The sequence below is a fragment of the Candidatus Liberimonas magnetica genome (genome assembly GCA_020523885.1).
Taxonomy (GTDB): Bacteria; Elusimicrobiota; Endomicrobiia; order Endomicrobiales; family JAFGIL01; genus Liberimonas; species Liberimonas magnetica.
Genome location: JAJAPY010000020.1, coordinates 16449 through 43020, shown reverse-complemented (window position 1 = coordinate 43020; position 26572 = coordinate 16449). Strand labels below are relative to the sequence as shown.

General features: G+C 38.4%; 26 protein-coding genes and 2 tRNA genes. All 28 read left to right on the top strand.

Annotated features, from left to right (window positions below; all coding sequences use genetic code 11):
• The first annotated feature begins 82 nt into the window (after positions 1-82).
• Complete coding sequence (locus tag LHV68_12070; protein MCB4792604.1) at positions 83-2314, top strand: trehalose-6-phosphate synthase; 2232 nt, start codon at positions 83-85, stop codon at positions 2312-2314.
• A gap of 9 nt (positions 2315-2323) precedes the next feature.
• A complete protein-coding gene (locus LHV68_12065) occupies positions 2324-3373 on the top strand; it encodes a mechanosensitive ion channel family protein (GenBank protein ID MCB4792603.1) in 1050 nt (349 codons plus the stop codon).
• Positions 3370-4194 carry a trehalose-phosphatase gene (otsB, locus tag LHV68_12060; protein ID MCB4792602.1) on the top strand — a complete coding sequence of 275 codons (825 nt, stop codon included), beginning with the start codon at positions 3370-3372 and terminating at the stop codon, positions 4192-4194. Before LHV68_12065 ends, otsB begins: the two co-directional genes overlap by 4 nt.
• Positions 4163-6775, top strand: coding sequence for a phosphoenolpyruvate--protein phosphotransferase (gene ptsP, locus LHV68_12055; GenBank protein MCB4792601.1), 2613 nt, complete (start codon positions 4163-4165; stop codon positions 6773-6775). Before otsB ends, ptsP begins: the two co-directional genes overlap by 32 nt.
• Positions 6772-7440: a DUF5752 family protein gene (locus tag LHV68_12050; GenBank protein MCB4792600.1), complete on the top strand. Its 669-nt coding sequence runs from the start codon at positions 6772-6774 to the stop codon at positions 7438-7440. The genes ptsP and LHV68_12050 overlap by 4 nt, the downstream gene beginning before the upstream one ends.
• A 1-nt stretch (position 7441) precedes the next feature.
• The gene (locus LHV68_12045; protein MCB4792599.1) at positions 7442-8653 is read left to right on the top strand and encodes a glycosyltransferase; all 1212 of its coding nucleotides are present in this window, start codon (positions 7442-7444) and stop codon (positions 8651-8653) included.
• A gap of 145 nt (positions 8654-8798) precedes the next feature.
• Positions 8799-8936: a hypothetical protein gene (locus LHV68_12040; GenBank protein ID MCB4792598.1), complete on the top strand. Its 138-nt coding sequence runs from the start codon at positions 8799-8801 to the stop codon at positions 8934-8936.
• Between the two features lie 75 nt (positions 8937-9011).
• The gene (locus tag LHV68_12035; protein ID MCB4792597.1) at positions 9012-10067 is read left to right on the top strand and encodes a DUF1646 domain-containing protein; all 1056 of its coding nucleotides are present in this window, start codon (positions 9012-9014) and stop codon (positions 10065-10067) included.
• A 12-nt stretch (positions 10068-10079) separates the two neighbouring features.
• Positions 10080-10289 carry a hypothetical protein gene (locus tag LHV68_12030; protein MCB4792596.1) on the top strand — a complete coding sequence of 70 codons (210 nt, stop codon included), beginning with the start codon at positions 10080-10082 and terminating at the stop codon, positions 10287-10289.
• 191 nt (positions 10290-10480) lie between these two features.
• Positions 10481-11638, top strand: coding sequence for a cation:proton antiporter (locus tag LHV68_12025; GenBank protein ID MCB4792595.1), 1158 nt, complete (start codon positions 10481-10483; stop codon positions 11636-11638).
• Positions 11639-11731: 93 nt separating this feature from the next.
• On the top strand, positions 11732-11938 hold the full coding sequence (locus LHV68_12020) for a hypothetical protein (protein ID MCB4792594.1): 207 nt from the start codon (positions 11732-11734) through the stop codon (positions 11936-11938).
• A gap of 321 nt (positions 11939-12259) precedes the next feature.
• On the top strand, positions 12260-13396 hold the full coding sequence (locus tag LHV68_12015; GenBank protein MCB4792593.1) for a PDDEXK nuclease domain-containing protein: 1137 nt from the start codon (positions 12260-12262) through the stop codon (positions 13394-13396).
• A 191-nt stretch (positions 13397-13587) separates the two neighbouring features.
• Entirely contained in the window at positions 13588-14661 is a 1074-nt protein-coding gene (locus LHV68_12010) for a ParB/RepB/Spo0J family partition protein (GenBank protein ID MCB4792592.1), read from the top strand.
• A gap of 383 nt (positions 14662-15044) precedes the next feature.
• Positions 15045-15326, top strand: coding sequence for a tetratricopeptide repeat protein (locus LHV68_12005; protein MCB4792591.1), 282 nt, complete (start codon positions 15045-15047; stop codon positions 15324-15326).
• A gap of 121 nt (positions 15327-15447) precedes the next feature.
• Entirely contained in the window at positions 15448-16818 is a 1371-nt protein-coding gene (locus LHV68_12000) for a PQQ-like beta-propeller repeat protein (GenBank protein ID MCB4792590.1), read from the top strand.
• Positions 16819-17042: 224 nt separating this feature from the next.
• The gene (locus LHV68_11995) at positions 17043-17567 is read left to right on the top strand and encodes an ORF6N domain-containing protein (protein MCB4792589.1); all 525 of its coding nucleotides are present in this window, start codon (positions 17043-17045) and stop codon (positions 17565-17567) included.
• Between the two features lie 33 nt (positions 17568-17600).
• Positions 17601-18641 (top strand): pirin family protein, encoded by a 1041-nt coding sequence (locus LHV68_11990; GenBank protein ID MCB4792588.1) that lies wholly within the window; start codon positions 17601-17603, stop codon positions 18639-18641.
• A 188-nt stretch (positions 18642-18829) separates the two neighbouring features.
• Positions 18830-20011 carry an AAA family ATPase gene (locus LHV68_11985; GenBank protein ID MCB4792587.1) on the top strand — a complete coding sequence of 394 codons (1182 nt, stop codon included), beginning with the start codon at positions 18830-18832 and terminating at the stop codon, positions 20009-20011.
• Positions 20012-20124: 113 nt separating this feature from the next.
• On the top strand, positions 20125-20880 hold the full coding sequence (locus LHV68_11980; GenBank protein MCB4792586.1) for a hypothetical protein: 756 nt from the start codon (positions 20125-20127) through the stop codon (positions 20878-20880).
• Between the two features lie 204 nt (positions 20881-21084).
• Complete coding sequence (locus LHV68_11975) at positions 21085-21909, top strand: Bro-N domain-containing protein (GenBank protein ID MCB4792585.1); 825 nt, start codon at positions 21085-21087, stop codon at positions 21907-21909.
• 46 nt (positions 21910-21955) lie between these two features.
• Positions 21956-22291 (top strand): hypothetical protein, encoded by a 336-nt coding sequence (locus tag LHV68_11970; protein MCB4792584.1) that lies wholly within the window; start codon positions 21956-21958, stop codon positions 22289-22291.
• A 353-nt stretch (positions 22292-22644) separates the two neighbouring features.
• A tRNA-Ile gene (locus LHV68_11965) sits at positions 22645-22718 on the top strand.
• A 102-nt stretch (positions 22719-22820) separates the two neighbouring features.
• Positions 22821-22892 (top strand) — tRNA-Val (locus LHV68_11960).
• A gap of 99 nt (positions 22893-22991) precedes the next feature.
• Complete coding sequence (locus tag LHV68_11955; GenBank protein MCB4792583.1) at positions 22992-23693, top strand: C4-type zinc ribbon domain-containing protein; 702 nt, start codon at positions 22992-22994, stop codon at positions 23691-23693.
• A 21-nt stretch (positions 23694-23714) separates the two neighbouring features.
• On the top strand, positions 23715-24134 hold the full coding sequence (locus LHV68_11950; protein ID MCB4792582.1) for a ribonuclease HI family protein: 420 nt from the start codon (positions 23715-23717) through the stop codon (positions 24132-24134).
• Between the two features lie 561 nt (positions 24135-24695).
• Entirely contained in the window at positions 24696-25055 is a 360-nt protein-coding gene (locus tag LHV68_11945; GenBank protein ID MCB4792581.1) for a sulfite exporter TauE/SafE family protein, read from the top strand.
• A 176-nt stretch (positions 25056-25231) separates the two neighbouring features.
• Positions 25232-25657 carry a division/cell wall cluster transcriptional repressor MraZ gene (gene mraZ, locus LHV68_11940; GenBank protein ID MCB4792580.1) on the top strand — a complete coding sequence of 142 codons (426 nt, stop codon included), beginning with the start codon at positions 25232-25234 and terminating at the stop codon, positions 25655-25657.
• Between the two features lie 32 nt (positions 25658-25689).
• The gene (gene rsmH, locus LHV68_11935) at positions 25690-26571 is read left to right on the top strand and encodes a 16S rRNA (cytosine(1402)-N(4))-methyltransferase RsmH (protein ID MCB4792579.1); all 882 of its coding nucleotides are present in this window, start codon (positions 25690-25692) and stop codon (positions 26569-26571) included.
• Position 26572 lies beyond the last annotated feature (1 nt).

The following is a 26572-nucleotide window of genomic DNA, read 5'->3' as shown; positions in this document are numbered from 1 at the left end:
GGTTTTTAGGGGTTTATCTGCCAAGGTTCATTAAAATCTAGAGAATATGCCGGGCCGCCGGCCGGGCCCGTTGTGAGGTTCAATGAAAAGAATTCTATTGTTTACATTGCCGATTCTTGTGATAATTGCGGGCGTATTCGCTGTTTTTGGATTTTTGCAGGTGCGTTTTCAGGAAGAAAGGCTTTATGACGACCTGAAACGGAAAGCTAAAAATGTTGCTGAAAGTATGGAACTATCGGCAAGAGATATTTTTATAAAAAATGATGTTAAGACCGCTCAGCGCCTTGCGGATATATTCCAGAAAAGAGAACGCCTGCAAGGTTGCGTTTTTTACAGTAGGGATATGAAAGTATTAGCTGTTACTGAAAAGGTAGTTGAATTTCTTGGCAAAGATGAGAAAGGGCTGATAAAGATATCTATTATCAAAGGTGAGCCGGCTGATGAAACGGAAAAGCATAAAGAGTATTCCTTGTACAGTTACATATTCCCGGTTAGAAACGATAATAATGAGGTTTTAGGTGTATTAAAAGTAATATATGATACTTCCTATATTAATAATACGTTAACAGAGTTATGGCGAAGGACCAGTATAACTCTTTTTGGGCTTATAATTGCTATTGTGATAGTCATTTTAATCCTGCAAAGACAGATATTTACGCTACCTTTAAGGCGGCTTACAGAATGGTTCCAACTTTTCCAGAAAGGCGATATTGATGACCAGTTTAAGATTAAAGATATTGATGATTTCGGGAAATTCGCAAGCGAAGTGGAACAAGTAGCTTTGGGGCTGCGGGTAGCAAGGAAATCCCTTTCAACTGAAGCATTACGAAATTTAAATAAGGCTGAACTCTGGGATGAAACAAAACTTAAAAACCTGGTTCATGCAAAACTCGGGGAAAACTCGTTTTTTGTGGTTTCAAACAGGGAACCATATATGCATGTTTTAGATGAAGATACAAACCAGCCTAAATGTATAAGGCCTGCAAGCGGTGTGGTTACGGCCCTCGATCCTATACTAAAAGCCTGCGGCGGGATGTGGATAGCTCAGGGCAGCGGCCAGGCTGATAGAAAGTTTGTGAATTCTAAAGATAAACTGGGAGTACCTCCGCAGGATATTCATTATATACTAAAAAGAATATGGCTTTCAAAGGAAGAAGAAAACGGGTACTATCTTGGTTTTTCAAACGAAGGTTTGTGGCCTCTTTGCCATATAACATATACGAGGCCTACTTTCAGGCAGACGGATTGGGAGGTTTATAAAAAGGTCAACGAGAAGTTTGCCGAGAGCATTTTGGAGGAACTGCCTTCAAAAACACCTTTTGTATTTATTCAGGACTACCATTTTACGCTGCTTCCCAAATTAATCAAGGAAAAACGGCCGGACGCTATAGTTGCGATGTTCTGGCATATACCGTGGCCTAACCCTGAAGTGTTTTCAATATGTCCGTACCAGGAAGAAATACTTGACGGGATGCTTGGCTGCGATTTGATAGGTTTTCATGTTCAATACCACTGCAACAATTTTATAGATACCTGTAACCGCCTTCTTGAAAGCAGGATTGATACAGAGAAGTTCAGCGTTGTAAGAAATAATAAGGAAACATTGATACGGGCTTTTCCTATAAGTGTTGATACAAATACATATGCAGGCTCGAAAGAAACTGCTCAATCTGTAAACGACATAAAAAAAGAATACGATTTGGAAGATAAAATAATCGGCATAGGTGTTGAAAGGATTGATTACACAAAAGGGCTTGTTGAAAGGATGTTGGCAATAGAAAAACTGCTTGAAAAGTATCCGGAATATAGAAAAAAGATAGTGTATATTCAGCTTGCCGCGCCATCCCGGACACATATTAAGAAATATCATGAATTGATGGGCGAGATTGATGAGGTGGTAGAAAGGATAAACTGGAAGTATTCAGATAACGGCTGGAAACCGATAATCTATTTAAAGCAGCATTTTTCAAGCGATGAGATAAAGCCGTATTATGCTATGGCAGATTTCTGCCTGGTCAGTTCTTTGCATGACGGCATGAACCTGGTGGCTAAAGAATATATCGCCTCCAAAACCGACTATAACGGAAGCTTGATTTTAAGTTGTTTTACCGGAGCTGCAAGGGAGCTTGCAGATGCCATACAGATTAACCCGTATTCAATAGATAAATTTGCCGATGCAATAAGGTTTGCTGTTGAGATGCCAAAAGAAGAAAAAGTTAAACGTATGAAGAATATGCACAATATTGTAAAAGAGAACAATGTTTTCAAATGGGCAGGTGCAATTATTAACGATTTGACGGGATTAAAAAAATAGGGGAATTTTATGATTATGAATATTTTAAAAGGAGACGGGATACTGTTTGCCGCGGGGGTATTCGTAGGGGTATTTATTACGGGTGTGGCTCTGCGAAATATATTTTTCAAATACCTGTCTGGTTGGGCAAAATCAACTAAAACTGAGATAGATGATATTGTAATTGCTGCCCTTAAAAAGCCTTCTTTATTGTGGTGTGTAATGCTTAGCTTATATTTTTCAGTTAAATATGCTCCAATGAATAATGAACTTATTACGATAGCAGGAAAAGCTATTGTAATACTCGCAATAACATCTATAACGTTCGTATTATCAAATATATTAACGAAACTGATATCGTTAGCGTCCAAAGGTATTGAGAAAGCCTCCGGCATGGCAAGCCTTACTCATAACCTTACAAAAATTGCCGTTTTTAGCATCGGGGCTATAGTAATTTTGCATACCATGGGTGTTTCAATAACCCCTTTCCTTGCAACATTAGGCGTGGGCGGGTTAGCGATAGCTCTGGCTTTACAGGATACTTTATCCAATCTATTCGCAGGGTTTTATATTATTGTTTCCAATCAGGTAAGGGTCGGAGATTACATTAAACTCGAAACAGGCGAAGAAGGATACGTGGCTGATATAAACTGGCGGACTACAAAAGTAAGAATGCTGGCGAATAACCTCATACTTATCCCGAATGATAAACTTACGAAAACAATAATAACGAATTATCATATGCCTGATAAAGAAATGGCAGTTCTAATAAATCTGGGAGTTCATTATAACAGCGACCTAAATAAGGTTGAAAGGATTACTTGCGAAACGGCCAAGGAAATAATGAAAACCGTAAACGGCGGCGTTCCTGAATTTGAGCCGTTTATCCGTTATCATACTTTTGGTGATTCAAGCATACAGTTCACGGTCATCTTGCGGGTAAAGGAGTTTGTGGATCAATACCTGATAAAGCACGAATTTGTAAAGAAACTCCATGAAAAATATAAAGAGGAAAATATTACTATCCCGTATCCTATACGGGCTATCAATTACATACAGGAAAAGGCGGAATTGAAATGAAATCATTGCTTGAGAACGAAAAAGAAGTCCTAAAATTAATGAAAAACAAGAGCGTGGTGCTGTTCTTGGATTACGACGGCACGCTCGTTTCTTTAGCGGATACTCCCAAAAAGGCGGTTTTACCGGGAAAAGTAAAAAGCCTTTTGAGTGCGCTGGCAAAGTTGCCACATGTTAAGATCGTTATAATTTCGGGAAGATATTTAAATGATGTTAAAAAAATGGCGGGTTTACAAAATATAACTTATGTAGGCAATCACGGGCTTGAGATAGAGGGGCCGGATTTTATATATAAAGCGGAAATTGCGCCGGATGTTAAGAAGCTATTGATAGCCATGAAGTCCGAACTTAAAGACAAACTATCAATAATCAAAGGAGTATTAGTAGAAGACAAAAAACTTGCGGTTACCCTGCATTACCGCATGGTTAATGAGAAGGATATGCCGCAATTAAATGCAATATTCAATCAGCTGTTAAAAAAACCTGTAAAAAACGGGAAACTTAGGATTTGGCTTGGGAAAATGTGTTATGAAATCAGGCCCAGCATTGAACTGAACAAAGGAACCGCTGTTTTACGGATTTTATCAAAGTACGCTTCAGACACTTCGGTAATCCCTATATGTTTAGGCGATGATTTAACTGATGAAGATGCTTTTATGGCCTTGAAAAACATAGGAATAACCGTATTTGTGGGTGAGAAAGGCAGTTCTCATGCTGATTACCAGCTTAAAAACCCTGACGAAGTTTTTGCATTTCTTAAATCAGTTAAGAATATGATGTGTGGAGGTGCTTATGGTCCACATAAGAAAAGCAGATTGCCTTGAAGAAGAGGCAAAGTTTATCAAAGAAAAGAAAATTGACCTGGATTTTATAGAAATATTTGCCGGCGAAAAAAACGGAACTAGCCAGCAGATAGAAAAGCTAAACCGTTTTAAAAAAGAATTAGGCAATAAGATATATATTGAGTTTATCTATGTGCTTACACATGAGATAACATCAGATGAAGAAGAAGCAAAAAAGAAGTTTAATTCAATAATCGCTCATCAGAAGATGCTATCTTCCGTGCTTAATAGAAACATCGGTATACAGGTGGCGTCTCTTGATTATTTGACCAATATAAAAGGAACCCTAAAAAAACCGCTTATAATGGAAGAGGACAAGATACTTTCGTTTGCAAGAGCTGCTATTGAAGATGATAAAACAAACATATATGACAAGAAACTTCTTTTTCACGAATTGAACAGAGAAATTGAGAGGGCGAGAAGATACGGGTCATATTTTTCATTGTTATTTATGGACATTGATGAGTTGAAACAGATAAATGATACATACGGGCATTTGACTGGTGATGAGGTAATATTGAAAGTCGGTGAAGTACTAAAGAAAAACGTCAGGGTTATTGATACTGCCTACAGATTCGGCGGCGACGAATTCGTAGTGCTTGCGCCTAACACTTCGGAAAATGAAGCCGGATTATTTTCAAGAAAGATAATTGAAAATATCCGAAAGATAAATATAAAACCCAAGGAAATTGGAAGTGACAATATACGCGTATCTGTAAGCATTGGTGTTGCATCATTTAATATGGACAATTTGAAGAGTATTTCAGAAACTTTAGAAGCAGCAGATAAAGCAGTATATATGGCAAAAAGGCTGGGCAAGAACAGAATTTATGTTTATGAAGAAAAAAATATAAGCGAACATGAAGAAACAAAAAAAGACAATTGTAACATTGTCGATAAAAAGGATAAAAATATCAGGCTGGTTATTAGAGGTATTCCTATCTCTCCGGGTTTATCTATAGGTAATATTTATGTTTATAAAGATATTCTTGAAAGAGATATAGAATACCGCGAGATAAGCGTAGATGAAGTTGAACCAGAATTTAACCGTATACAAAAAGCTCTTGGCTTTGTAAAAGATGATATTGAAGAAATGGGAAAAGAGATGAAAAACCATATAGGTAAGGAGTTTTCTGATCTTTTTGATTTCCATTGGCTTGTGCTTAATGACCAAAAGCTTATAGATGAGCTAAAAACAGACTTAAAATTAAGAATGGTTAATGCAGAAAATGTTGTTAAAGGTGTATTTAAAAAATGGGAAGGCAGGTTCAGGGAATCTGGTAGTGATATTATTAAAGAAAGAGGCGATGACATATTAGATCTTAGCAAAAGGGTCTTGCGCTATCTTATGGGAATAGATAAGAATATCATAGAACAACTGCCTGAAAATACAATTGTTATATCCAAGAGGCTGTTGCCTTCTGATACAGTATATATGAAACGTAGAAATGTGGTCGGGATGCTTACAGAGGAAGGCAGCAAGAGTTCACATGCAGCGCTTCTTGCCAAAAGCATGAGGATACCTTATATATGCCAGTTTGATTATGATTTAGAAGATATTCCATCGGGACAACCCGCTATCTTAAATGCTGATTCCGGCGAGATAGTTATTAATCCTGACAAGCACGAGATATCTTCGCTTAAAGCAATAATTAAGCAAAAGGAATCAGAATGGAAGAATTATATAAGTCGCAATAAAAACATTGAATTAAAGAAGGATAATAAAATAATAAAAGTTTTGTCTAATGTAAATTCCCGCGAAGAAGTGGTCAAATCATTAGAATATGGAAGCAGCGCAATAGGGTTATTCAGGCTGGAGCAGTTGTATATGCAGCACAAAACGCTTCCAAGTGAGACACAATTATATGATGCATTAGATAAATGTTTTTCAGGACTAAAAGGGTCCGAGATAACAGCCCGCCTGCTTGATATTAATAACGATAAAACCATTCCTTACCTTTCCTTTGGTACAGAACAGAACTCGTCGCTGGGACTGCGGGGAGTCAGGATGCTGCTCGGCTACCCGCAGGTATTAGAAACAGAGTTAAGAGTATTTCTAAAACTAAGCGCTAAGTATAAACTTAAAATACTAATTCCTATGGTTACAATTCCTGATGATGTTTTGAAGGTAAGGCAGAAATTGAATGAATGCAAAAACCTGTTAAAGCTGGGAAATATTCCTTTTAACGAAAACATACTTTTAGGCGCTATGATAGAAGTTCCTGCTGCTGTGTTAAAAATTGACGAGATACTAAATCATGCAGATTTTGTAAGCATAGGCACAAATGACCTTATACAATATACTACAGCATCCGGACGTGAAAATTCATCGGTTTCCAGCTACTACGAAGCCGGATCAGAAATGGTTATGGAATACATAGAAAGAGTAATTAAGGCGTGTAATAATAAAGGCAAAGAATGTGTTCTCTGCGGTGATATGGCATCCGATGTTAATTACACAAAAGATTTACTCAAGCTGGGTTTGGAGAATTTCAGCGTCCCTACGCCATTCGTGCCAATTATCAGGAATAAAATTTCCGAATTGTTAAGGGGTGGTTTATGAGCGAATTGTTAAAAGCAAAAGAACAATTTACATTTTATACAAGGTTTAACCTCTCAGAGTTGACGGGGCTTAAAGCCCATAATATTGAAGAATTGCTTGCTTTACTGAAGGAAGTGCCGGGCTCTTCCATTTATCATCATACGCACAGGTTTTTGCAGCAGCACGAGTATCTGTCTCCCGAGCCGCCGAATGATTTTGCGTATTGGATTTCATATGCCTTGGGTGAAGATGAACTTGCGGAAAAACTTGCAAGCATAGACATTGTGCAGTTTGGCACTATCCGTGGGTTAAGGGATAGGATCATTGCTGTTATAGAAGAATACAGAAATAAATGTCCTTCGTGCAGTTTGAGGTTTGCCAGCGCTGGGAAGGAGTTCTATTTTAATAAATCAATAAGTTTTGTCGTTCCGACAGCTTATACCGCTAATGACTTGTCGGAATTTAAAACAGCCTTAGAGAAAGTAAGCAATAATTCAATATATTTCCATATGTTTGAAGCACGGTTGAGGCTTGAAAGGGAAAGCAATGATTTTTCTAATTGGATTGAGAGCTCAATAGGCGACGCTGAATTGGCAAAAGAGATCGCTAAACTAGACCCTTATACATATGCTTTAGATGATTTAAGAAAAATCATAATCAAAATAGTATACAGAAGGATAACTTAAAATGGCTAAGATCGATGAATATATTCCTATAGTAGGGCAGGCAGTAATAGATGACTTAAGAACTCTCGCGGGAAAGCTTAAAGGCAGGGTTATCCAGCATATAAACTCTACTTCTGTAGGCGGCGGTGTAGCGGAGATACTGAACCGCATGGTACCGCTTTTAAATGAATTGGGTGTTAAGTCTAAATGGGATATAGTAAAAGGCGGAACCCAGTATTATGAAGTAACAAAGAGATTCCATAACGCCCTGCATGGTAAGCAGGAAGAAATAAAGAAGAGTGATTTTGATGTTTTTATGGAAACAAGCCAGAGAAATATTAATGAATTAAATACTGACGGCGATATAGTATTTGTTCATGACCCTCAGCCAATAGCCCTTGTAAAAAAGAAGGCTGGAAATAAATGGATATGGCGGTGCCATGTCGATGTGTCCGATCCAAATAGACAGGTTTGGGATTTCTTAATGGGTTTTATTAAAGATTACGATGCTTCTGTTTTTTCAGCACAGAAATTTTCACAGGTACTGCCTATAAGGCAGTTCCTCATACCTCCTTCGATCGACCCTTTAAGTGATAAGAATAAGGAACTACCACAGGAGGTTATTGATTCGGTATTAGAAAAGTATTCAATACCCAAAGATAAACCCATAATAACTCAAATTTCCCGTTTTGACAGATTAAAAGATCCGTTAGGGGTAATAGAGGCGTATAAGCTTGTAAGGAAATATATTGATTGCAGGCTTATTCTTGCAGGGGGCGGGGCTAGCGATGATCCCGAAGGTATTGCTGTTTTGGAAGAAGTAAAAGAACAGTCGAAGGGTGACCCCGATATTCATATCCTGCTTTTACCGCAGGATGATATAGTAGTAAATGCGCTGCAAAGGGCATCTGATGTAATACTTCAAAAATCATTAAAAGAAGGCTTCGGTTTGACCATAGCAGAAGCGTTATGGAAAGCAAAACCTGTGGTTGCTGGAAATGTTGGCGGTATCCCTCTTCAAATTACGAACAGATATTCCGGAATGCTGACATATTCCGTAGAAGGAACAGCATTTGCCTTAAAACAATTATTAAACCATCCAAAATACGCACTACGGCTTGGAGAAAACGGAAAGCAGCATATAAAAAACAATTTCCTGTTAACTCGCCACCTAAAAGACTATATGTTGTTGTTCTTATCGTTGGGTCAAAATCAGGATACAGTTTATTTGTGAGGCAGAAAATGACTCTGGGAACGAGCGCGTTTGATTTGATCGTAATAATTGTAATGACAGTTGTTTTGACAGTTGTTTTTTACATTTTTTACTTTTATGATTGGGATGAAAATCATAAAAAATTCATAAAAAGGAGGGATTAACAATGCATTGGCAGAATGATTACATCGTCGCAATAATTGGTGGTATTGGATTTATCGCTGTAATTCTTTATGGGATAAAGAATTCAAGGGATAATGAGAGAAAGGAACGAGAAGAAAAAAATAAGAAAAATGGAAAATAAAAATACACAGCCAGGTGACTATAATAGCCACATTGATAATTTAGGATATGTAAAAGTAAATTATATTGAGAGCCAATGCTTGAAATAAGTCTCTTCGTAATATTATTTCTTGTGCTTGCCTTACCAATTGCGATTGGTAAGGTTGAAAGGAACCTGGAAGTGTTCCTTTTTATTATGGGAATAGCGTCTGTAACCTGTTCTCATATATGGGGTGTTGCGCCTGTATGGTCAATACATCTATTTAAGGAATCCATGGTTGAGCCGGTAATGATAACAATTGCTGTAATAGTCTTTGGTTTTTTAATGTATTTCTTCAGGGACAAGATAACAGCATATATCGTTAATGTTGAGCGCAGAATCGGCTCAAAATGGTTTAGTTTTGTTTTAGTTATAGCACTCGGATTGTTTTCAAGCATTATTACGGCTATTATGTCATCTATAATCCTTGTTGAAGTTGTCAATGCATTAAAATTAAATAAAGAATATGAAATAAAGCTTGTCATACTCGGCTGTTTTTCTATTGGGCTTGGTGCAGTTCTTACCCCTATAGGTGAGCCATTATCAACAATAGCGATAGCAAAGCTTAAAGGTGAGCCGTATAATGCAGATTTCTTTTTTCTTTTCAGGACACTTGGACTCTATATTTTGCCAGGTATCCTTGGATTAGGTTTGTTTGGTGCCTTAATTGAACCATCGATTAAGGAAGATTCAAACGAAAATAGCCTTTCTGAAGAGAAAAAGAGCAGTATCAAAGATGTTTTCGGTTACGCAGGAAGGGTTTACATATTTATTATGGCCCTGGTATATCTTGGCACAGGGTTTAAGCCTATAATAGATGCTTATATAATAACTCTTCCAAGCCCTATTCTTTACTGGATAAATACTATTTCAGCTGTATTGGACAATGCAACATTAACTGCCGCTGAAGTAAGCCCTAAAATGAGTTTAGGGCAAATTCAATATATACTTATGGGGCTTCTAATATCCGGAGGTATGCTTATTCCAGGCAATGTGCCGAACATAATTGCAGCCGGTCGGCTTAACATAAAAAGCAAAGAATGGGCAAAATTCGGAGTGCCTTTAGGATTGATAATAATGACAATATATTTCATTATATTTTCTTTAAAATAGGAGGTGTTTTGTATGAAAATGTTTCAGGATTATTCTCTGCATTGGTGGCAATTCGGGCTGTTGAAAACATCATTGATAGCTTTTGGAATTCTTATTGGCAGTTACTGGGCGGATTATTTTAAAAGTGTCCCGGCTGTGCTTATTTTATGGGCAGTATTTCTCATTCCATCTGTTTATTTGATTGTAGTTACCCTAGAACAGGCGTCTGCTAAAGATAAATAAATCGGGTTTATAAGGAATGGAGTATAATTAACTTATTTGAATAATGATAACAAAAAATTGACTTAGTTTTGTGGTTTTGATATATTTAAACAAAAATAAGGCGATGAGGTTCGCCGTATAACCACCTTGAAGTTCCGGGTTGATGACCTCTACCGATTGCGGTAGGGGTATTTTTATTTTTGGAGGAAATAATGAATTCTGATCTTGCCCCGCTAATCGTTGGTATTTTAGTATTTTCGGCAAGTTTATTATCTTTGAAGTTAAAACTCTCTGTTGCAATTATTGAAATATTGATGGGCATAATTGCCGGTTACTTTGGCTTAAAATCTGAAGGCTGGATGATGTATCTTGCTGGTTTTGGCGGTATAGTATTAACATTTCTAGCCGGTACAGAGATAGACACACAACTTATGAAAGAAAAATTCAAAGAAAGCTTTCTTATCGGAAGCTGTTCGTTCCTATTTCCGTTTGTTGGTGTGTTTTTATATGCATTTTATGTTTCTCATTGGACACTTCAGGCTTCATTGATTGCCGGAACGGCATTATCAACTACTTCTCTTGCGGTTGTATATTCGGTCTTGGTTGAAACAGGATTGTCCAAAACTTATGTTGGCAAACTTTTAATGGCTTCAACGTTCATTACAGATATGGGGACTGCCCTGGCTCTCAGCATTCTATTTCTTAAACCGACTTTATACACACTAATTTTTGTGATAGTCTCGGTTATAGTGATAATAATTGCCTCCAAATATTCGCATTTAATTTTTGGGCATCCGAAAATTAAGAATAAAGTAATAGAGCCTGAAATAAAGTATATTTTTCTTCTGCTTTTGATTTTTATGTTTTTCGCAAAGATGGGGAAGGGGCATGCCGTATTGCCTGCATTTTTACTTGGCCTTCTTATGTCAAAACATTTCAGTGAAACTTCAGAAGAAAAAGTCGTACGAAACCGGCTACGAACCGTTTCGTACGCTATTATTACACCCGTATTTTTCATTGTTGGAGGCCTTTATATCTCAATACCGATGATTCTCTCAGGCTTGTGGCTATTTGTATTATTCTTTGTCCTGAAAATAGCGACAAAATTTATCGGAGTATATTTTCTTGCAAAAAAGTATATCCCACAGGGTAGCATGTATACAACTTTGCTAATGAGCACGGGCCTGACATTCGGTACGATTTCAAGTATTTTTGGGTTATCATTAGGGATTATTGATCAATCGCAATATTCAATATTAGTAGGGGTTGTTGTTGCTAGCGCTGTAATTCCTACGTTTATTGCCCAAAAATGGTTCTTGCCTGTTGAAGAAGAGGATTTGTTTGAAACAGAAGAAGAGCAAAGTAAATAGAAATTAGTTTATATTTAAACAATTTAGAAAAATCTTTGGAAAGGCAAATCTTTACAAAATGATTGAAAATGTGCTGCAAGAAGGTAATGCAGGGTGGGTCATAAAGTAAAGATATACAGCCTTGCAAAAACAGTAGCCGACTGTTACAAATTTCGTAATAAAATAGGCTTTGATGTTGCTCAAGAAGCGCTAAAAATAGCAGTAAATGAAAAGCACATATCTCCAACGGAAATCATCAAATATGCAAAGATTTGCAGAGTTGATAAAATAATTAAACCTAAACTGGAAATCATGATATGATCCCCGCCCTTCCTGAAAAGACCACAAGGAAGAGTGGGGTGATCCCAGCCAAGAATCGCTTAATGTAAGTATTTTCCTCAGATTGAAACTTCGATTTTATCCATAAAACCTCACAAAGTAGGTTATTTTCCTTACAAATGTCATTTTTTCAAATTTATTAATGGGAGTTGTAGTTAAATTGCAAAAATCGTTATAAAGAGATAAAATAGCTGTTGCAAAGCAAGTAAAGCCATAAACCGATTCTGTAAAAGTTATTTTGGAAGAGATGAAAAAGCTGGATGAAGAAAGCTCTGAAATTCTAAAGGAAATCAAGGGGAAATTATGAAGGAACAAATAAAACCTGGCAAACGCAATACTTCAGATAGTGCAGCATTATTTAGGGAAATTCGCGAGTTAATTCTTTCGGCAAGAAAAGCTGTTGTAAGAAATGTTGATAGTATTCAGGTTATTGCAAATTTTGAGATTGGCCGTAGGATCATAAATTATGAACAACAGGGGAAAATACGCGCTGAATATGGCGAAAAAACACTTACAGTGTTATCAGATAAATTAACTCTGGAGTTTGGGCGTGGCTATTCAAAAACAAACCTTAAATTGATGCGCCAGTTTTATCTTGTTTATGGCAATCGAATTGGTCAGATGCCATCTGACCAATTCGCAAATAATCAAAAAAGCCAGATGTTATCTGGCAAATTGCAAAAAACGCAAGCACTGTCTGCAAAATTAATCAAATACAAGACAATATCTTTAAAATTTATCTTAAGCTGGTCTCAATATGTTTTTCTTATGGGAATAAAAGATAAAGATACCCGCAATTTTTACGAAATAGAAGCTGCAAACAATAATTGGACATTGCCGGAGCTGGAACGTCAGTTCAATTCCGGCTTGTATGAACGCCTGGCGTTAAGCCGCAATAAAGAAGGTATACGAAAATTGGCAAAAGAAGGACAGATTGTTGCAAAGCCTGAAGATTTGCTTAAACAACCTTATGTGTTGGAATTCCTCGGGATTGATGAGAAAGCAAAGTTTTCCGAATCTGATTTAGAATCTGCAATTATTGATAAACTTGAACATTTTCTTCTAGAACTGGGCAAAGGGTTTCTTTTTGAGGCTCGCCAAAAGCGGTTTACTTTTGATGAAGACCACTTTTTTGTTGATTTAGTGTTTTATAACAGGCTGCTTAACGGTTATGTACTGATAGATTTAAAAATAGGAAAGCTGACACATCAGGATCTGGGCCAAATGCAGATGTATGTAAATTATTTTGACCGCCACGTAAAAACAAAAGAGGAAAGTTCTACCATCGGCATTATCCTTTGCCGCAAGAACCGTGAAGCCCTGGTTGAAATAACTCTTCCGAAAGGCGCAAACATTCACGCAAAAGAATATCAGCTTTACCTACCGTCAAAAGAAGAACTGAAACGCAAATTAATAGAATGGAGCGGCGAAAATAAGTAAAGCAAGTAAATCCTGACACGGAACTTAAAATTGGCTATTCCCCGTAGCTTGCTGCGGGGTTACCTCATAAGTCCTCGCCCTTGATGGGAGAGGATTTAGGTGAGGGTGACTTGAAATAATATTTTAACATCTGATACCCCGCAGCTTGCTGCGGGGAGGTTCATTCGCGGGATAAAAAGGGAGGCTTGCCAATGGCCGATGAATTTACATTGCTGGAAACAAGGCTTCTGGACATTCCCGGGCAGATGAGGCTGCACGGCCCGGAAAAGCTTAAGGAACTGGCAGAAAGCATGGAACGGGAAGGCCAGCTTCAGAACATTGTAGTAACACCAAAAGAGGGCGGCCGCTATGAAGTCGTGGCTGGCTGCGGCAGGCTCCTTGCAGCGCGGCAGCTCAATTGGGATAAGATCCGCTGTCTGGTCCGGACGGGCCTGTCCGAACTGGATAAGGCCATTCTAACCATTGAAGAGAACGATGAAAGGGAGGATATCTCTGCCCTTGAACGCGCCCTGTCCTATAAAAGGGCTATGGATGCCGGAAGCCTTACGCAGGAACAGCTGGCTCAAAAGATAGGAAAAACCCAGGCTTATGTAAGCCAGTATATAGCCGTAGCCTGCCTTCCTGAAGACGTCCGGGAAATTATAAATCGATTTATAATTGGTATAGCCCACCTGAACCAGATACTGCGCCTTCCGGACAACAAAGGCCGGATAACCATGATAGAGAAGTGCGCCAAAGACGGCCTTTCCGTAAAACAGCTTGAAAATACAATAACAAAGATGATAAACGCCGGTACTCAGTCAGGCAAGCCTGCAAACTCCGCACATCTTGACGGAACACACCCGTCTGGATTCCTTATATATAGGAAGGGGGACGAACTCCGCGTTTCAGGTACCTTCAAAGCTGATATCCAGTACCCGGACCTCGCAAAGGGCCTGGAGGAATCGTTCAAACAGTGGCAAAACGATCAATCGGCAAAACCTGCAAATGCATTCAAGGCAAAGTTTGAAAAGGCAAAAGAGCAGGCCAAAGAGCTCGACACCTACTTTGCCGGCGCCTCAGATAACCTGAACGAGCTAAAAAACCAGCTCTTTAAAGGCGATACCAGCTCTGTGGCTAAAACCACTCTAGATGGCTTCAAGAAATCCCTGTCCACTCCCCAGGGCCGGGCCATGGTAGAAGCCATGGCTAAAGCCTCGGGCTTTAACTCTGCAGATGAACTCATAGCCAAGCTGGAAAAAGATCTTAAGGAGTGTGAAGGCTGAGCAAAGCCGTAAAAAACCAATTTTTATCGCTATTTCGGGTACAAATTATCATGCTGTGCTGTGTTTGCAAAAGGACTGTTAAAGAGTTAAAATAAGCCTTGAGATACAATAGGACTAAAAAAGGTGTCATTACCGAAATCAGTAATCGGGAATCTATAATTAAGGTGTGTGTCCCCGGAATTCCCTCAGCGATTTTGATAATGCTGTTAAGAAATTACAAAAAACTAGCGATAATGAGTCTTAATCTATCTATAGATTGACGTAACTTTGGAAAAGAAGTTTTAAGATGCATTAGTACCTAAAAAGTGCTTGCCGCGTCCGATGCGGGTTTGGACATGGCTGAAGAACAAGCCAATAGAATAGATATTGACGCAAAATAGTTAGTGAAGTTAGAGAAGCCTGACACAGAAACCCATATCTCAAATTATCATTTAGAATATTACAATTGTGGTATTGCATATTTAAGAAAAGGGAATTATGAATTAGCAATTAAAGATTTTAATAATACATTGCAAATAAATCCTAGTTATAGTAAAGCCTTATATGAAAGAGGTATGATTTATTTTAAAACTATAAACAAAAAACAAGGGCTTAATGGTTTAAATAAAGCAGCGAAATTGGGGAATCAGGATGCAATAAATGCATTAAAACAATTGGGAATATAAATGCTAACATAAGTAAGATATCCCTATTAAAATCGGGAAAGTGTAAATTATGCTGAAGGAATATGGCTTAACAATGAGTTTGAAAATATTACAACTAACTGATAAAGGAGTAACTAAAAAAATGAATAAACTAAAAAGAATTAAATCGGAAATAGTATCAAGCTTTATTTTAGCTTGTTTTTTTCTTGTATGTATAACTGCAAATTCATACGCTCAACCGCAGGCTGATAAAAAAGTACCCGGAGTAAAAGTTGAAAAAGTCTGGGAAAAGAGATTTGATGAAACGGAGAAAATGAAAAACATAGTATTCGGTACGGATGACGACGATGAAAGTACCATTCAGCAAAAAAGCTCCCTTAATTTGAGCTCGAGAACAATTTCGTCAAATATCAATGGCAAAACTCCTTATGCTAAGTTTATTATTACTGACAAAGCCATAAGATTTTTTGATAAAGACGGTAATAAGATGAAAGAAGTAGAGGTTAAAAGGGGTAATGGCTATGGCACACTTACTTCATTGTCGTATAATAAAAAGTATATTGGTTTATGGCAGAGTAAGGTAATTAAGACTACAAGTACCATTCCTAATAATCCGCAAGATAGGAAAAAACAGATAGAAAAAGAAACAACTTCTTCATCATTTAGTATTTATGATCAAAATGGGCAATACTTATGGGGCGTTCTTGATCCGGATGATGCGTCTATAGCTATTTCCCCTAACGGAGATTATGCCATCAATTATCCTAGCTCTGAATACACAAAGTCTCCAATCAAGTTTTACAATAAAATAAATGGATATAAAAGTATAGACAACTTACCCGCACCTCACACCAGTTGTAAAATGGGTTTTTCAGCTGATGGTAAATTGTGGGCTATTAATATCGGGTCACAAAATTCATTTTTAATATTATTTGATAAAGATGGAAATGAAATATGGAGAAGGGATTTAGGAATGGAAAAAGGTGGAGAAGTTGTTTTGTCGGATAATGGAGAATTTATAGCAACAATAGGGTATAACACAAAAACTACACCTTGGGACTTTTACCTCTATTTATATACCAGGACTGGAACATTTTTATGGAAAAAAAAGATGATTATTGGAAATACGGGAATATTATTTCCACATGATACTACCAAAATAATAGCTGCAGATAGAAGCAAGGTTTACATGTTTGATATTAAAACCGGCAATACTGACTGGGAAAGAGAAGTTGGAATAGACTTATTCTGGCCGAAAATATCCAGTGATGCTAATTTTAACAAAATACTTGTAACCTCAATTTCACCTACAAAAGAAAAGTTAAATGCAGTAAGTTCCATCCTACTGTTCGACAAAGATGGAAACAGAATTTTAACACAATCCTTTGAACCCGGTCACGTGCTCTATTCACAAAAATATCCGTTGCCAAATATTGAAATGTCAAAAGATGGCTCAAGCATTTATGTGACTACAAACAATGGTATGGAAGTTTATTCAATATTCGATAAATAAATAACTTCTAAACATAAATACAATGAAAAAGAAAATTGTATTATTGATTATTTTAACTTCATTAACTAGCAAGGGCTTTAGCCAATATGATTGGCCTATTAGATCTTGGACTTCACAGCATTGAAATTCAGGGGACACGATACTTAATTAGGGCAAAGATTGAGTCTATAAGTGGGCGCAATTTGCGACCACCTAAAAGAATTGAAAACAACAGGAGAATTGTAATGACAAAATTGATAGCAATAGCTGATATTGAAAACAAGATTTATCTTATCAGAAATATGAAGGTTATGATAGACAGAGATTTAGCAGAACTTTACGGTGTTGAAACTCGCCGTTTGAATGAGCAAGTAAAACGAAATATAAAAAGATTCCCTTCAGACTTTATGATTCAATTAACTAAGGAAGAAGCCGAAAATTGGAAGTCGCAAATTGCGACTTCCAAAGCAGCGATAAAAATGAGCTTGCGAAAACGTCCATATGCGTTCACTCAAGAAGGTATAGCTATGTTATCATCTGTTCTTAATAGTACAAAAGCTATAGATGTTAATATTCAAATCATGCGGGTATTCATAAAAATTCGTGAATTTATATATACCCATAAGGATTTAGCACAAAAAATAAGCCAACTGGAACGTAAATATGACCATCATGATTTTCAAATACAAAAACTTTTCGACAAAACACGAGATATACCAATGTTGCAAGAAAAACATATCAAAATAAACGGATTCAAAAAGAAAGAATAGTATAACAAATCAATCCAGCTGAGCTTGGATGTTATGAGAATAATAAAAACATATGAGGAACAAGTGGATGTTGTTAAAATAAGGCTTTGGGGGATTTTAATTGCTAAAAAGAGAACCTTTGTTTGCCTTGGGGTCGCCTTTCTGATAGGATGGACGGTGATAGCAGGGGCTATGGCATTGGAGGCCGGGATGAAAAAACAGTTGATTACGGGTAGTTCGACTTTTGACGGGGCGGGTGTCAAGCTGTTTAGGGTATTTGCAAATGACAGCACTGAACTGACAGACCCGTTCCTTCTGCTTGACAATTTCGGTTCGGATAACCCGGACGAGTATCTCCGCGGCTTTCCCTGGCACCCGCACCGCGGCATAGAAACCGTAACTTACATGCTTGACGGGGTTGTTGAGCACGGTGACAGCATAGGAAACTCAGGTGTTATCGGCCCGGGCGATATCCAGTGGATGAGTGCGGGAAGCGGTATAATCCACCAGGAAATGCCTAAACAGGGTAAAAGCGGGCCCTTGATGCAGGGCCTTCAGCTATGGGTTAACCTTCCGGCCAAACGCAAAATGATGGAGCCGCGTTACCGCGGTATCACGGCTCGCGAAGTTCCGTCGGTTAGAAAAGTCGGTATTGAGGTTAAGGTTATATCCGGTGAATACGAAGGAAGTATCGGCCCGGTAAAAGATCTGGTTGTTGACGTGGAATACTTCGATGTAAAGCTTAAGAACAAAATCCCTTTCAGCCGCAAGCTGAAAAAAGGGTATACCACGTTCTGCTACGTGCTGGAAGGAAATGGCTTGTGCGAAGAAACGCCTATAGCCAGAAAACAATTGATGCTTTTTAAAAATGCGGATACGCTTACAGTCAAGCCGGATGGGAACATGAGGTTCATATTAGTGTCCGGGCGGCCGCTTAAAGAACCTGTGGCCTGGGGTGGGCCGATAGTTATGAACACGCAGGAAGAGCTATCCCGCGCCTTTAGCGAGCTGGATGCCGGCACATTTATTAAATACAAGCCCCCAAACGGAAAAAATGAAGGCAAAAACATCCAACGCGGTTTTTATCACAAATGACGCGTTGTTGCGCCTGCGGTTAAAAATACGGACAAGATAATGAAACTGTGTCCGGCTTTACTTTGTTTACTTGTAGATTGAGTAGCGCCAAATCCTTCCTTTGTGACAAAAAACTATATTGACAATATGCAATATATGGTGTATAATTGTAATGCAAATATACAACATAGTAAAACAGGCGGATATTTATGAAACCATCCATTTTAAAGCGTTCGTTAATAAAACCAAAATATTCATTTTTTTTGTTCGGGCCCAGGGGTGTTGGAAAAAGCACCTGGCTTAAGCAAGCCTTTTTGAATGAAAAAAGCATAGATTTGTTAAATTCCGAACTCTTTTTGGAGCTTACCAATAATCCTCACAGGTTAGAAGCAATCGTTGGAAATGCAAAAGAAGGATCGTGGGTAGTAGTGGACGAAATACAGAAGATTCCTGCTCTTTTGGATGAAGTTCATCGTTTAATGGAAGACAAGAAGTGGCAGTTTGCATTATGCGGCTCTTCCGCAAGAAAGCTGAAAAGAGGCGGAGCTAACTTATTAGCTGGCCGCGCAGTTACTTTAAACATGGAAGGGTTTTCTTCGTTTGAATTGGGCACAAAATACAACTTATCAAATGCAATACAATGGGGAACAATTCCTTTTGTTCATTCAAATATAGAAAATGCGCCCGATATCTTAGCAGCTTATCTTAATAACTATATAAAGGAAGAAATAACTGCCGAAGGCCTTATTAGAAACATCCCACCGTTTATTCGCTTCCTTACTATTGCAGGGCAGTTAAATGGGCAGATAATAAACGGGCATAATATTTCAAGGGAAGCTGCTGTGGCAAGGGCTACCGTTGATACTTATTTTTCCATTCTGGTGGATACGATGATGGGGCATTTTCTTACTGCGTGGCGGCCCGGTTTTAAAGTACGTGAAATAATGCATCCCAAATTTTACTGGTTTGACCCAGGTGTGGCAAGGGCAGCTGCCGGGATGCTGCGTGACAATTGTGACCGGATTTGGCAGGGGAACGCTTTAGAAACACTAATATATCATGAACTTCGTGTATACAACGAGGTTAGCCGTAAGCATCGCCCGGTTTACTATTACAGGACACAATCCGGAGTAGAAATTGATTTTATTATTGAAACTGCAAAGCGTCAGCAACTAAAGCCTCCTCATATCGTTGCTTTAGAAGTCAAGCTTTCTAATAAATTTAAGCCAGAATGGACGAAACCGCTACTTTCTATAAATTCTTTAGAAGGGCTTAAATGTGACAGGAGTATAATAGTTTATACAGGGGAACGAACTTATCGTTTTGATAAAATTGAGGTTTATCCGGCTGAGGTGTTTCTAAGAATGATGAATGCAGGAGATATTTTTTAGAAAAACAGGATTCGGGGAAAAGGATTCGGGGGACACAATACTTAATTAAGCAGAGATTGAGGCCATTTCTATTAGAATTCCGGGGACACTATACTTATTTTTGGGAGTATCTAATGAAACTGAGAGAAATATCAAAAGCCATAAAAGTATTTTTAGTATTTTTGGCGTTTTCAAGTCCGGCGATGGGATTTGAACCTTGGAATGTGGACTTTGAAACGGGGCTGGTAACCGCCGGGTATAACGATATTCAGGTTCCGGGAAACATCGGAACCAGGTTTTCTTTGACGGATAGTTTTTCTGTTGCCAGAAAAGGCTTTTACAGGGTGCGGTTAACCAGAGAATTAAAGAAAGATAAGTTTATATCGTTCCTTTATGCGCCGCTTACGCTTTCCGCGAGCGGAGTTACAGGTTCGCTGATAAGTTTCAATAACGACACTATACCCGCAAACACAGATGTTTCAGCAAAGTACCGGTTTGATTCTTACAGGGTCTCTTTTTGGAAGCTGTGGAAAAAAAGCGATGACTTGTCTGTAAAGCTGGGGTTTACGGCAAAGGTAAGAGACGCGTCGATAACACTTACCGGCGCGGGGCTGACATCTGAAAAAAAGAACACTGGGTTTGTGCCTCTTCTTAATTTCGGGCTAGATTACAGGCTCAGCAAACAACTCGCTTTCATTTTTGATGCCGACGCTCTTGCAGGCGGGCCTGGCAGGGCTGAAGATGTTCTTGTTGCCGCGCAGTACAGGACAGGTTCAAGGACATCCATCAAAGCCGGTTACAGGATAGTAGAAGGCGGAGCAGATGTTACTGAAGTTTATAACTTTGCACTCCTAAACTACTGGCTGATCGGTTTTAGCTATTCATTTTGAATTTCGGGGACACAAAAACGGTGTCAGGCCCTCCTTCGCGTAAAGCTTCGGAAGGACACAGCTTGATAAGTTGAACTAAAAATAATAGATTGATATTGTCTTTACGGGCTGATTGAAGAATTCCGGGGACACTATACTTATTTTTAAGACGGAAACGGTGCCAGTCACCGATTCAGCGGCAACAATTCAATTAGGAGAACCGCAATGACAGATGAAATGACAAAAATAGCTTTGTTCAGGGGAAAGACAATTAGAAAAACCTTACACAACAAGGAATGGTGGTTTGTGGTAAATGATGTAGTAGAAGCATTAACAGATACACCTAATGTTAAGGATTATGTTCGCAAAATGCGGATTAGAGATAAAGATCTTTCCAAAGGGTGGGGACAAATTGTCACCCCCCTTTCAGTTGATACGGAAGGTGGGTCTCAAAAGCTCAATTGTGCTAATACAGAAGGGGTATTCCGCATTATCCAGTCAATACCTTCACCGAAAGCCGAGCCTTTCAAACGCTGGCTGGCAAAAGTGGGTTATGAACGGATACAGGAAATAGAGAATCCGGAACTTGCTACAAAAAGAACCAGAATGCTTTATAAATTAAAAGGCTATCCTGATGATTGGATAGAGAAGCGTATGCGTGGTATTGCTATACGGGAAGAATTAACCGAAGAATGGCAGAAGCGGGGAGCGGAAAAAGACAAAGATTATGAAATATTAACCGCAGATATTTCAAAGGCGACATTTGGAGTTACTCCCAGCCAGTATAAAAAGCTCAAAGGATTAAAAAGGGAAAACCTTCGTGACCATATGGACGATTTTGAATTGATATTTACAATGCTTGGAGAACGTGCTACAACAGAGATTCACAAAACGGAAGATTCGCAGGGAATGCCGAAGTTGAAAGTAGATGCAAAAAAAGGCGGCGAAATAGCTGGTGTTGCCCGCAGGAAACTTGAACATACATTAAAGAGGTCGGTTATATCAAGAAAAAACTTTTTACCAGCAAAGCGTAAACAGTTGGAGCAATAAAAATTTATAAAACGGTATGCAGGCTTGACAAGTTGAACTAAAAATCATGAACGAATATCCCAAAAAAATCAGAATAAAATTGAAGGAGCTTGCAGGTTTGTCTTATCAAAAAGAACTTGGCGCAGAGCTAAAATTATTACAGGATAGGTTTAAGGATTGGGAAAACAAGAAAATTGATGGTTTTGAGTTAAATGAATATATACATAAATTTCATAATGGAGCAGCTCAGGAAATATGGAAAAAGTATAACTACACCGATGCGGACATGATAGTAGCTTCAGCAGCAGCGTTTGGCATATTAAAAAGGGATGAAATCCCTGATGAGATATTTGATATTATTGAACAAAGAATAAAGTTTATTCAAAAAAATAGAGATGCGTAGAAACGGTGACAGGCTATATATATGATAACTCTTATAGGTTCTTGGCTACTTTAACCCTTCTTTGGTATTCATTTTTGCAATGAAATCTATTGAAATTTCTAGTAAATTGTATGATATTATTGCATATAACCAAATATAATTGGCAAAAACCTTGTCAAAATAATAGAAATTTGCTATATTAACCAAACGCAGAGCAATAATAGGCAAAATGAAATCAGTAAAAAATCAGTAAAGGTAGCAAAAACAGCATGGTTTTTTGGGGTATCAGAAGATGTCAGGAAATGTCATTATTTTAACAGCATACACTGTATTGCCGTCCACAAATATATTGTAAGAAAGTTTAAGACAGTAAAGGGCCAGTAGCTCAGTTGGTTAGAGCAGACGACTCATAATCGTCGGGTCGGAGGTTCAAGTCCTTCCTGGCCCAATTAATATCAGTAATCATTGACCAGTTACCAGTGACCATAGAGGCTAAGTCAAAGAGGTTTGTTTACTGGTTACTGTTCAATGGTCACTGGTCACTGTAAAAGGGTGGTTAGCTCAGTGGGAGAGCGCTCGCCTCACACGCGAGAGGCCGCAGGTTCAAACCCTGCACTACCCAGTTAATACAGTGAACAGTTACCAGTGACCAGTTAGCAGAAAGGTAAAGTCAAAAAGATTGGTTAATGAATTTATAATTTAAATCCAAAAGGACCTATACGTGAAAAAAGAATTGCAGTCTTTGGTGAGTTTACAGGAAAAAGATATCGTTTTAGACAGGCTTCGTCACAGGGCTGAAGTGATACCCAAAGAGATCGAAGCACAAAATCTTACTTTAACTAAATTAAAGCTTCAGGTTGAAGAGTTGAAAGATAAATACAAAAAACTGCAGATGGCAAAGAAAGAAAAAGAAATAGAGCTTGAAACAAAAGAGAACGAGATAAAAAAGCATAACATTGAGTTGAATTCCATCAAGAAGAATGATGCTTATAAAGCTATGCTTGGAGAGATAGATAAGGCCAAAGAACTAAAAAAGAAGCTTGAGGAAGAGATATTAACGCTAATGGAAGAAAGTGAAAATGAAGTTAAGATAATTAGAACCGAAGAAGCGGCGCTAAAAGCAGAAGAAGCAAAAATACAATCAGTTAGCGAAGAGCTCAACAAGGAACTTGAGAAATTAAAAATTGAAATAATCGAATCAGAAAAAGAACGAGCAGAATATGTAAAGGACATGCCTGAAACATTGTTGCAGCGTTATGAACATATACGAGACGGCAGGCAGGGTTTAGCGATTGTGTCAATAGAAGGGGATAGCTGCGGAGGATGTTATATCACTTTAAGGCCTCAAATAGTAAATGAAGTTTGTAAAGAACAAGATCTGATATTCTGTGACAGTTGTTCAAGGATACTTTATAAAAAATAACTCCCCGGGAGACCGCTTAAGATGAAGATAAATATTTACACGGACGGAGCATCACGAGGCAACCCCGGGCCCGGCGGCATAGGGGTTTTGTTGTGTGATGAAAATAATAATGTTCTGGAAGAATCCAAAGAGTTTATAGGGGAAGCTACAAACAATATAGCCGAGTATAAAGCTCTTTTACGCGGGCTTGAACTGGCGAAAAAATATATTCCGTGCAGTTTAGAGATGCATCTTGATTCAGAGTTGGTCTGCAAGCAGATGCTCGGTCTTTACAGGGTAAGAGACGAGAATCTATCCAGGTATTTTGAAAATGCCCAGGGTATTTTAAAAGAATTTGAGAAAGTTGACTTTAAGTATATTCCCAGAGAACAGAATAAATCAGCAGACCGTCTGGCTAATCAGGCAATAAACCTTGCAACTGCAAAAAAAAATAATTTTTAAGGTAACCGTAGGATCGCTCTACTAGAAAGTAGTGGAGAGGAAAGTCCGAACTTCAATCTCCTCCTTCGCTAAAGCTTCGGAGGACAAGCCGATTTGTTATGTTTATGGCAACAATGCGGGCTTGCCAGCCGAAGCCTTGTGCGAAGGCGGGAAAACGGTAGTGGGTAATACCCATCGGCCGTTGCTGCGCAACGGAAGAACCAAGCACGAATTACGAAATCCAAAATAATTCCTTTTCGGATTTAGAGATTCGAATTTGGTGTTTCCGCTGCGCAGTAGCGGCAAGAGGTGCGAACAGAGACGCCTTTGATCGAAAGCTCAGAGGCAGCAGGAAAAAATGCAAATTTTTTTCGGCTGAGTCCCGCAGTATAATGAAAGTAGAGATACTTTTATAAGTGCGGGGTTGAAACGGCTAAATCCTTACTGGGAAGCAAGGCCATTTACGGCCGCTTGATCCCGTAAAGCAATTTGCGGGGCAGAATGATGATCCTACCCTGCCGATGAGGCGGGGACAGAATTCGGTGTATAGGTTATCTTAAAAATAATTTTGTTGAGAATTGGATGATAATTGTCCTTTATGTGCTTTTAGGGTTCGTAGCAGGGGTACTGGGCGGTCTGTTTGGGATAGGCGGCGGCATAATCTTAATTCCTGCCCTTGTCTACTTATTCAAGCTTACACAGCATCAGGCACAGGGTACTACCCTTGCTATATTAATACCTCCTATAGGCCTGCTTGCAGCCTGGGTTTATTATAAGAACGGCAATGTTGACCTTAAGATAGCTGTTTTTATATGCCTGGGTTTTTTTATAGGAGGTTTTATTGGAGCAAAGATAGCGGCGTTATTTTCAAACGACGCACTTAAAAAGCTGTTCGGTGCAGCAATGCTTCTAGTCGCCATAAAAATGATATTTGGTAAATAACCCCGTAAAACCTTAATCGGCCCATTTTTTTTAAGTATCTCTGACACCTCCAGGCATGTCTGCAGAACAACCTGATAAATCATAAAAATATTATTTTAAAATATATATTGACAATATTTTATGTTATATTGTATACTTATACTAAAGTGGTGAAAAGTGGTGTTAAGTGACAAATAATGTATATTGGACGATATAACCATACCATAGATACAAAAAACCGGCTTTTTATTCCTTCAATCCTGAGGGAAAAATCAAAATTATTTATTCTTACTCAAGGCCTTGAAGGCTGTCTTTTTTTATATGACATGAAAACCTGGGAAAAGGTCTTAACTAAGCTTGAGAACCTTTCCTTGCCGGACAAGACCGAGGAAAGGGCGTTCAAACGCGCTCTTTTATCCGGAGCTCACGAGCTATATCTGGACACGCAGGGAAGAGTCCTTATCCCAAAAAACCTTAAAGATTTTGCAAAAATAAAACGGGATGCTGTTATTGTAGGTGTCGGTAACAGGATCGAGATATGGGATGAACAAAAGTGGAAAAACTATTCCAAGGAAAAGGCTGAAATATCTTTAAAGAAACTTGCGGTCAAATTGGAATTATAATGTCTTAACGAAGAGAGGCATAAATCATAAAAGTGGAAGAGAATTATCATATATACCATTTACCTGTAATGCTTAAAGAAACGGAAGAATATCTGATAAAGAATACAGGTGGTGTATATATCGATGCAACCGCAGGCGGAGGTGGTCACAGCAGGTATTTTCTTGAAAAATATCCGGAGATAAGAATAATAGCTCTTGATTGCGATATAGAAGCTATAAGAGAATGCGAAAGGAATTTGAGTGTTTTTAAAGACCGGCTAAAGCTGATAAAGACGAATTTTAAAGAGCTGTCAGCTGCATTGGCCGGCGCAGGAGTAAACCTGGCAGACGGGATATTGCTTGATCTAGGCGTTTCTTCTCATCAGTTTGACAGCCCAGATAGGGGTTTTAGTTTTAAATCTTCAAATCTGGACATGAGAATGGATGATCAAATAAATAACAGCGCACTGGACATTATAAATTGTTGCAGTGAAGATGAGCTGAGCGAGATATTCTATAATCTAGGAGAAGAAAGATTCTCAAAAAAGATCAGCCGTATTATAAAACAAGAAAAGGATAAGATTAAATCTGCAAGAGACCTGGCAGAACTTGTCGGAAGAGTAAAGAAACGAGAAGGCAAAATCCATCCCGCAACAAAAGTTTTTCAAGCCTTAAGGATCAAAGTTAATAACGAGTTAGAAAACCTCAAATCAGCCTTGGATAAACTACCCGCTTGTTTAAAACCCGGAGCAAGAGTGGTAATCATAAGCTATCACTCCCTGGAAGACAGGATAGTCAAAAATAATTTCAGGGACCTAAGTAAAGAAGGCACTTATCGTTTGTTGACAAAAAAAATAATCACTCCAAGCCAGGAAGAAATAAATTTAAACCCGAGAAGCAGAAGCGCAAAATTAAGGTCAGTGGAAAAGTCCTAAA

Coding starts and splice junctions, on each gene's coding strand:
- LHV68_12070 (MCB4792604.1), top strand. CDS start 83: ATGAAAAGAATTCTATTGTTTACATTGCCGATTCTTGTGATAATTGCG.
- LHV68_12040 (MCB4792598.1), top strand. CDS start 8,799: ATGCATTGGCAGAATGATTACATCGTCGCAATAATTGGTGGTATTGGA.
- LHV68_11945 (MCB4792581.1), top strand. CDS start 24,696: ATGATAATTGTCCTTTATGTGCTTTTAGGGTTCGTAGCAGGGGTACTG.
- LHV68_12000 (MCB4792590.1), top strand. CDS start 15,448: ATGAATAAACTAAAAAGAATTAAATCGGAAATAGTATCAAGCTTTATT.
- LHV68_12010 (MCB4792592.1), top strand. CDS start 13,588: ATGGCCGATGAATTTACATTGCTGGAAACAAGGCTTCTGGACATTCCC.
- LHV68_11990 (MCB4792588.1), top strand. CDS start 17,601: ATGAGAATAATAAAAACATATGAGGAACAAGTGGATGTTGTTAAAATA.
- ptsP (MCB4792601.1), top strand. CDS start 4,163: ATGGTCCACATAAGAAAAGCAGATTGCCTTGAAGAAGAGGCAAAGTTT.
- mraZ (MCB4792580.1), top strand. CDS start 25,232: ATGTATATTGGACGATATAACCATACCATAGATACAAAAAACCGGCTT.
- LHV68_11985 (MCB4792587.1), top strand. CDS start 18,830: ATGAAACCATCCATTTTAAAGCGTTCGTTAATAAAACCAAAATATTCA.
- LHV68_11970 (MCB4792584.1), top strand. CDS start 21,956: ATGAACGAATATCCCAAAAAAATCAGAATAAAATTGAAGGAGCTTGCA.
- otsB (MCB4792602.1), top strand. CDS start 3,370: ATGAAATCATTGCTTGAGAACGAAAAAGAAGTCCTAAAATTAATGAAA.
- LHV68_12025 (MCB4792595.1), top strand. CDS start 10,481: ATGAATTCTGATCTTGCCCCGCTAATCGTTGGTATTTTAGTATTTTCG.
- LHV68_11995 (MCB4792589.1), top strand. CDS start 17,043: ATGACAAAATTGATAGCAATAGCTGATATTGAAAACAAGATTTATCTT.
- LHV68_11975 (MCB4792585.1), top strand. CDS start 21,085: ATGACAGATGAAATGACAAAAATAGCTTTGTTCAGGGGAAAGACAATT.
- LHV68_12015 (MCB4792593.1), top strand. CDS start 12,260: ATGAAGGAACAAATAAAACCTGGCAAACGCAATACTTCAGATAGTGCA.
- LHV68_11950 (MCB4792582.1), top strand. CDS start 23,715: ATGAAGATAAATATTTACACGGACGGAGCATCACGAGGCAACCCCGGG.
- LHV68_12050 (MCB4792600.1), top strand. CDS start 6,772: ATGAGCGAATTGTTAAAAGCAAAAGAACAATTTACATTTTATACAAGG.
- LHV68_12035 (MCB4792597.1), top strand. CDS start 9,012: ATGCTTGAAATAAGTCTCTTCGTAATATTATTTCTTGTGCTTGCCTTA.
- LHV68_12065 (MCB4792603.1), top strand. CDS start 2,324: ATGATTATGAATATTTTAAAAGGAGACGGGATACTGTTTGCCGCGGGG.
- LHV68_11980 (MCB4792586.1), top strand. CDS start 20,125: ATGAAACTGAGAGAAATATCAAAAGCCATAAAAGTATTTTTAGTATTT.
- LHV68_12045 (MCB4792599.1), top strand. CDS start 7,442: ATGGCTAAGATCGATGAATATATTCCTATAGTAGGGCAGGCAGTAATA.
- LHV68_12030 (MCB4792596.1), top strand. CDS start 10,080: ATGAAAATGTTTCAGGATTATTCTCTGCATTGGTGGCAATTCGGGCTG.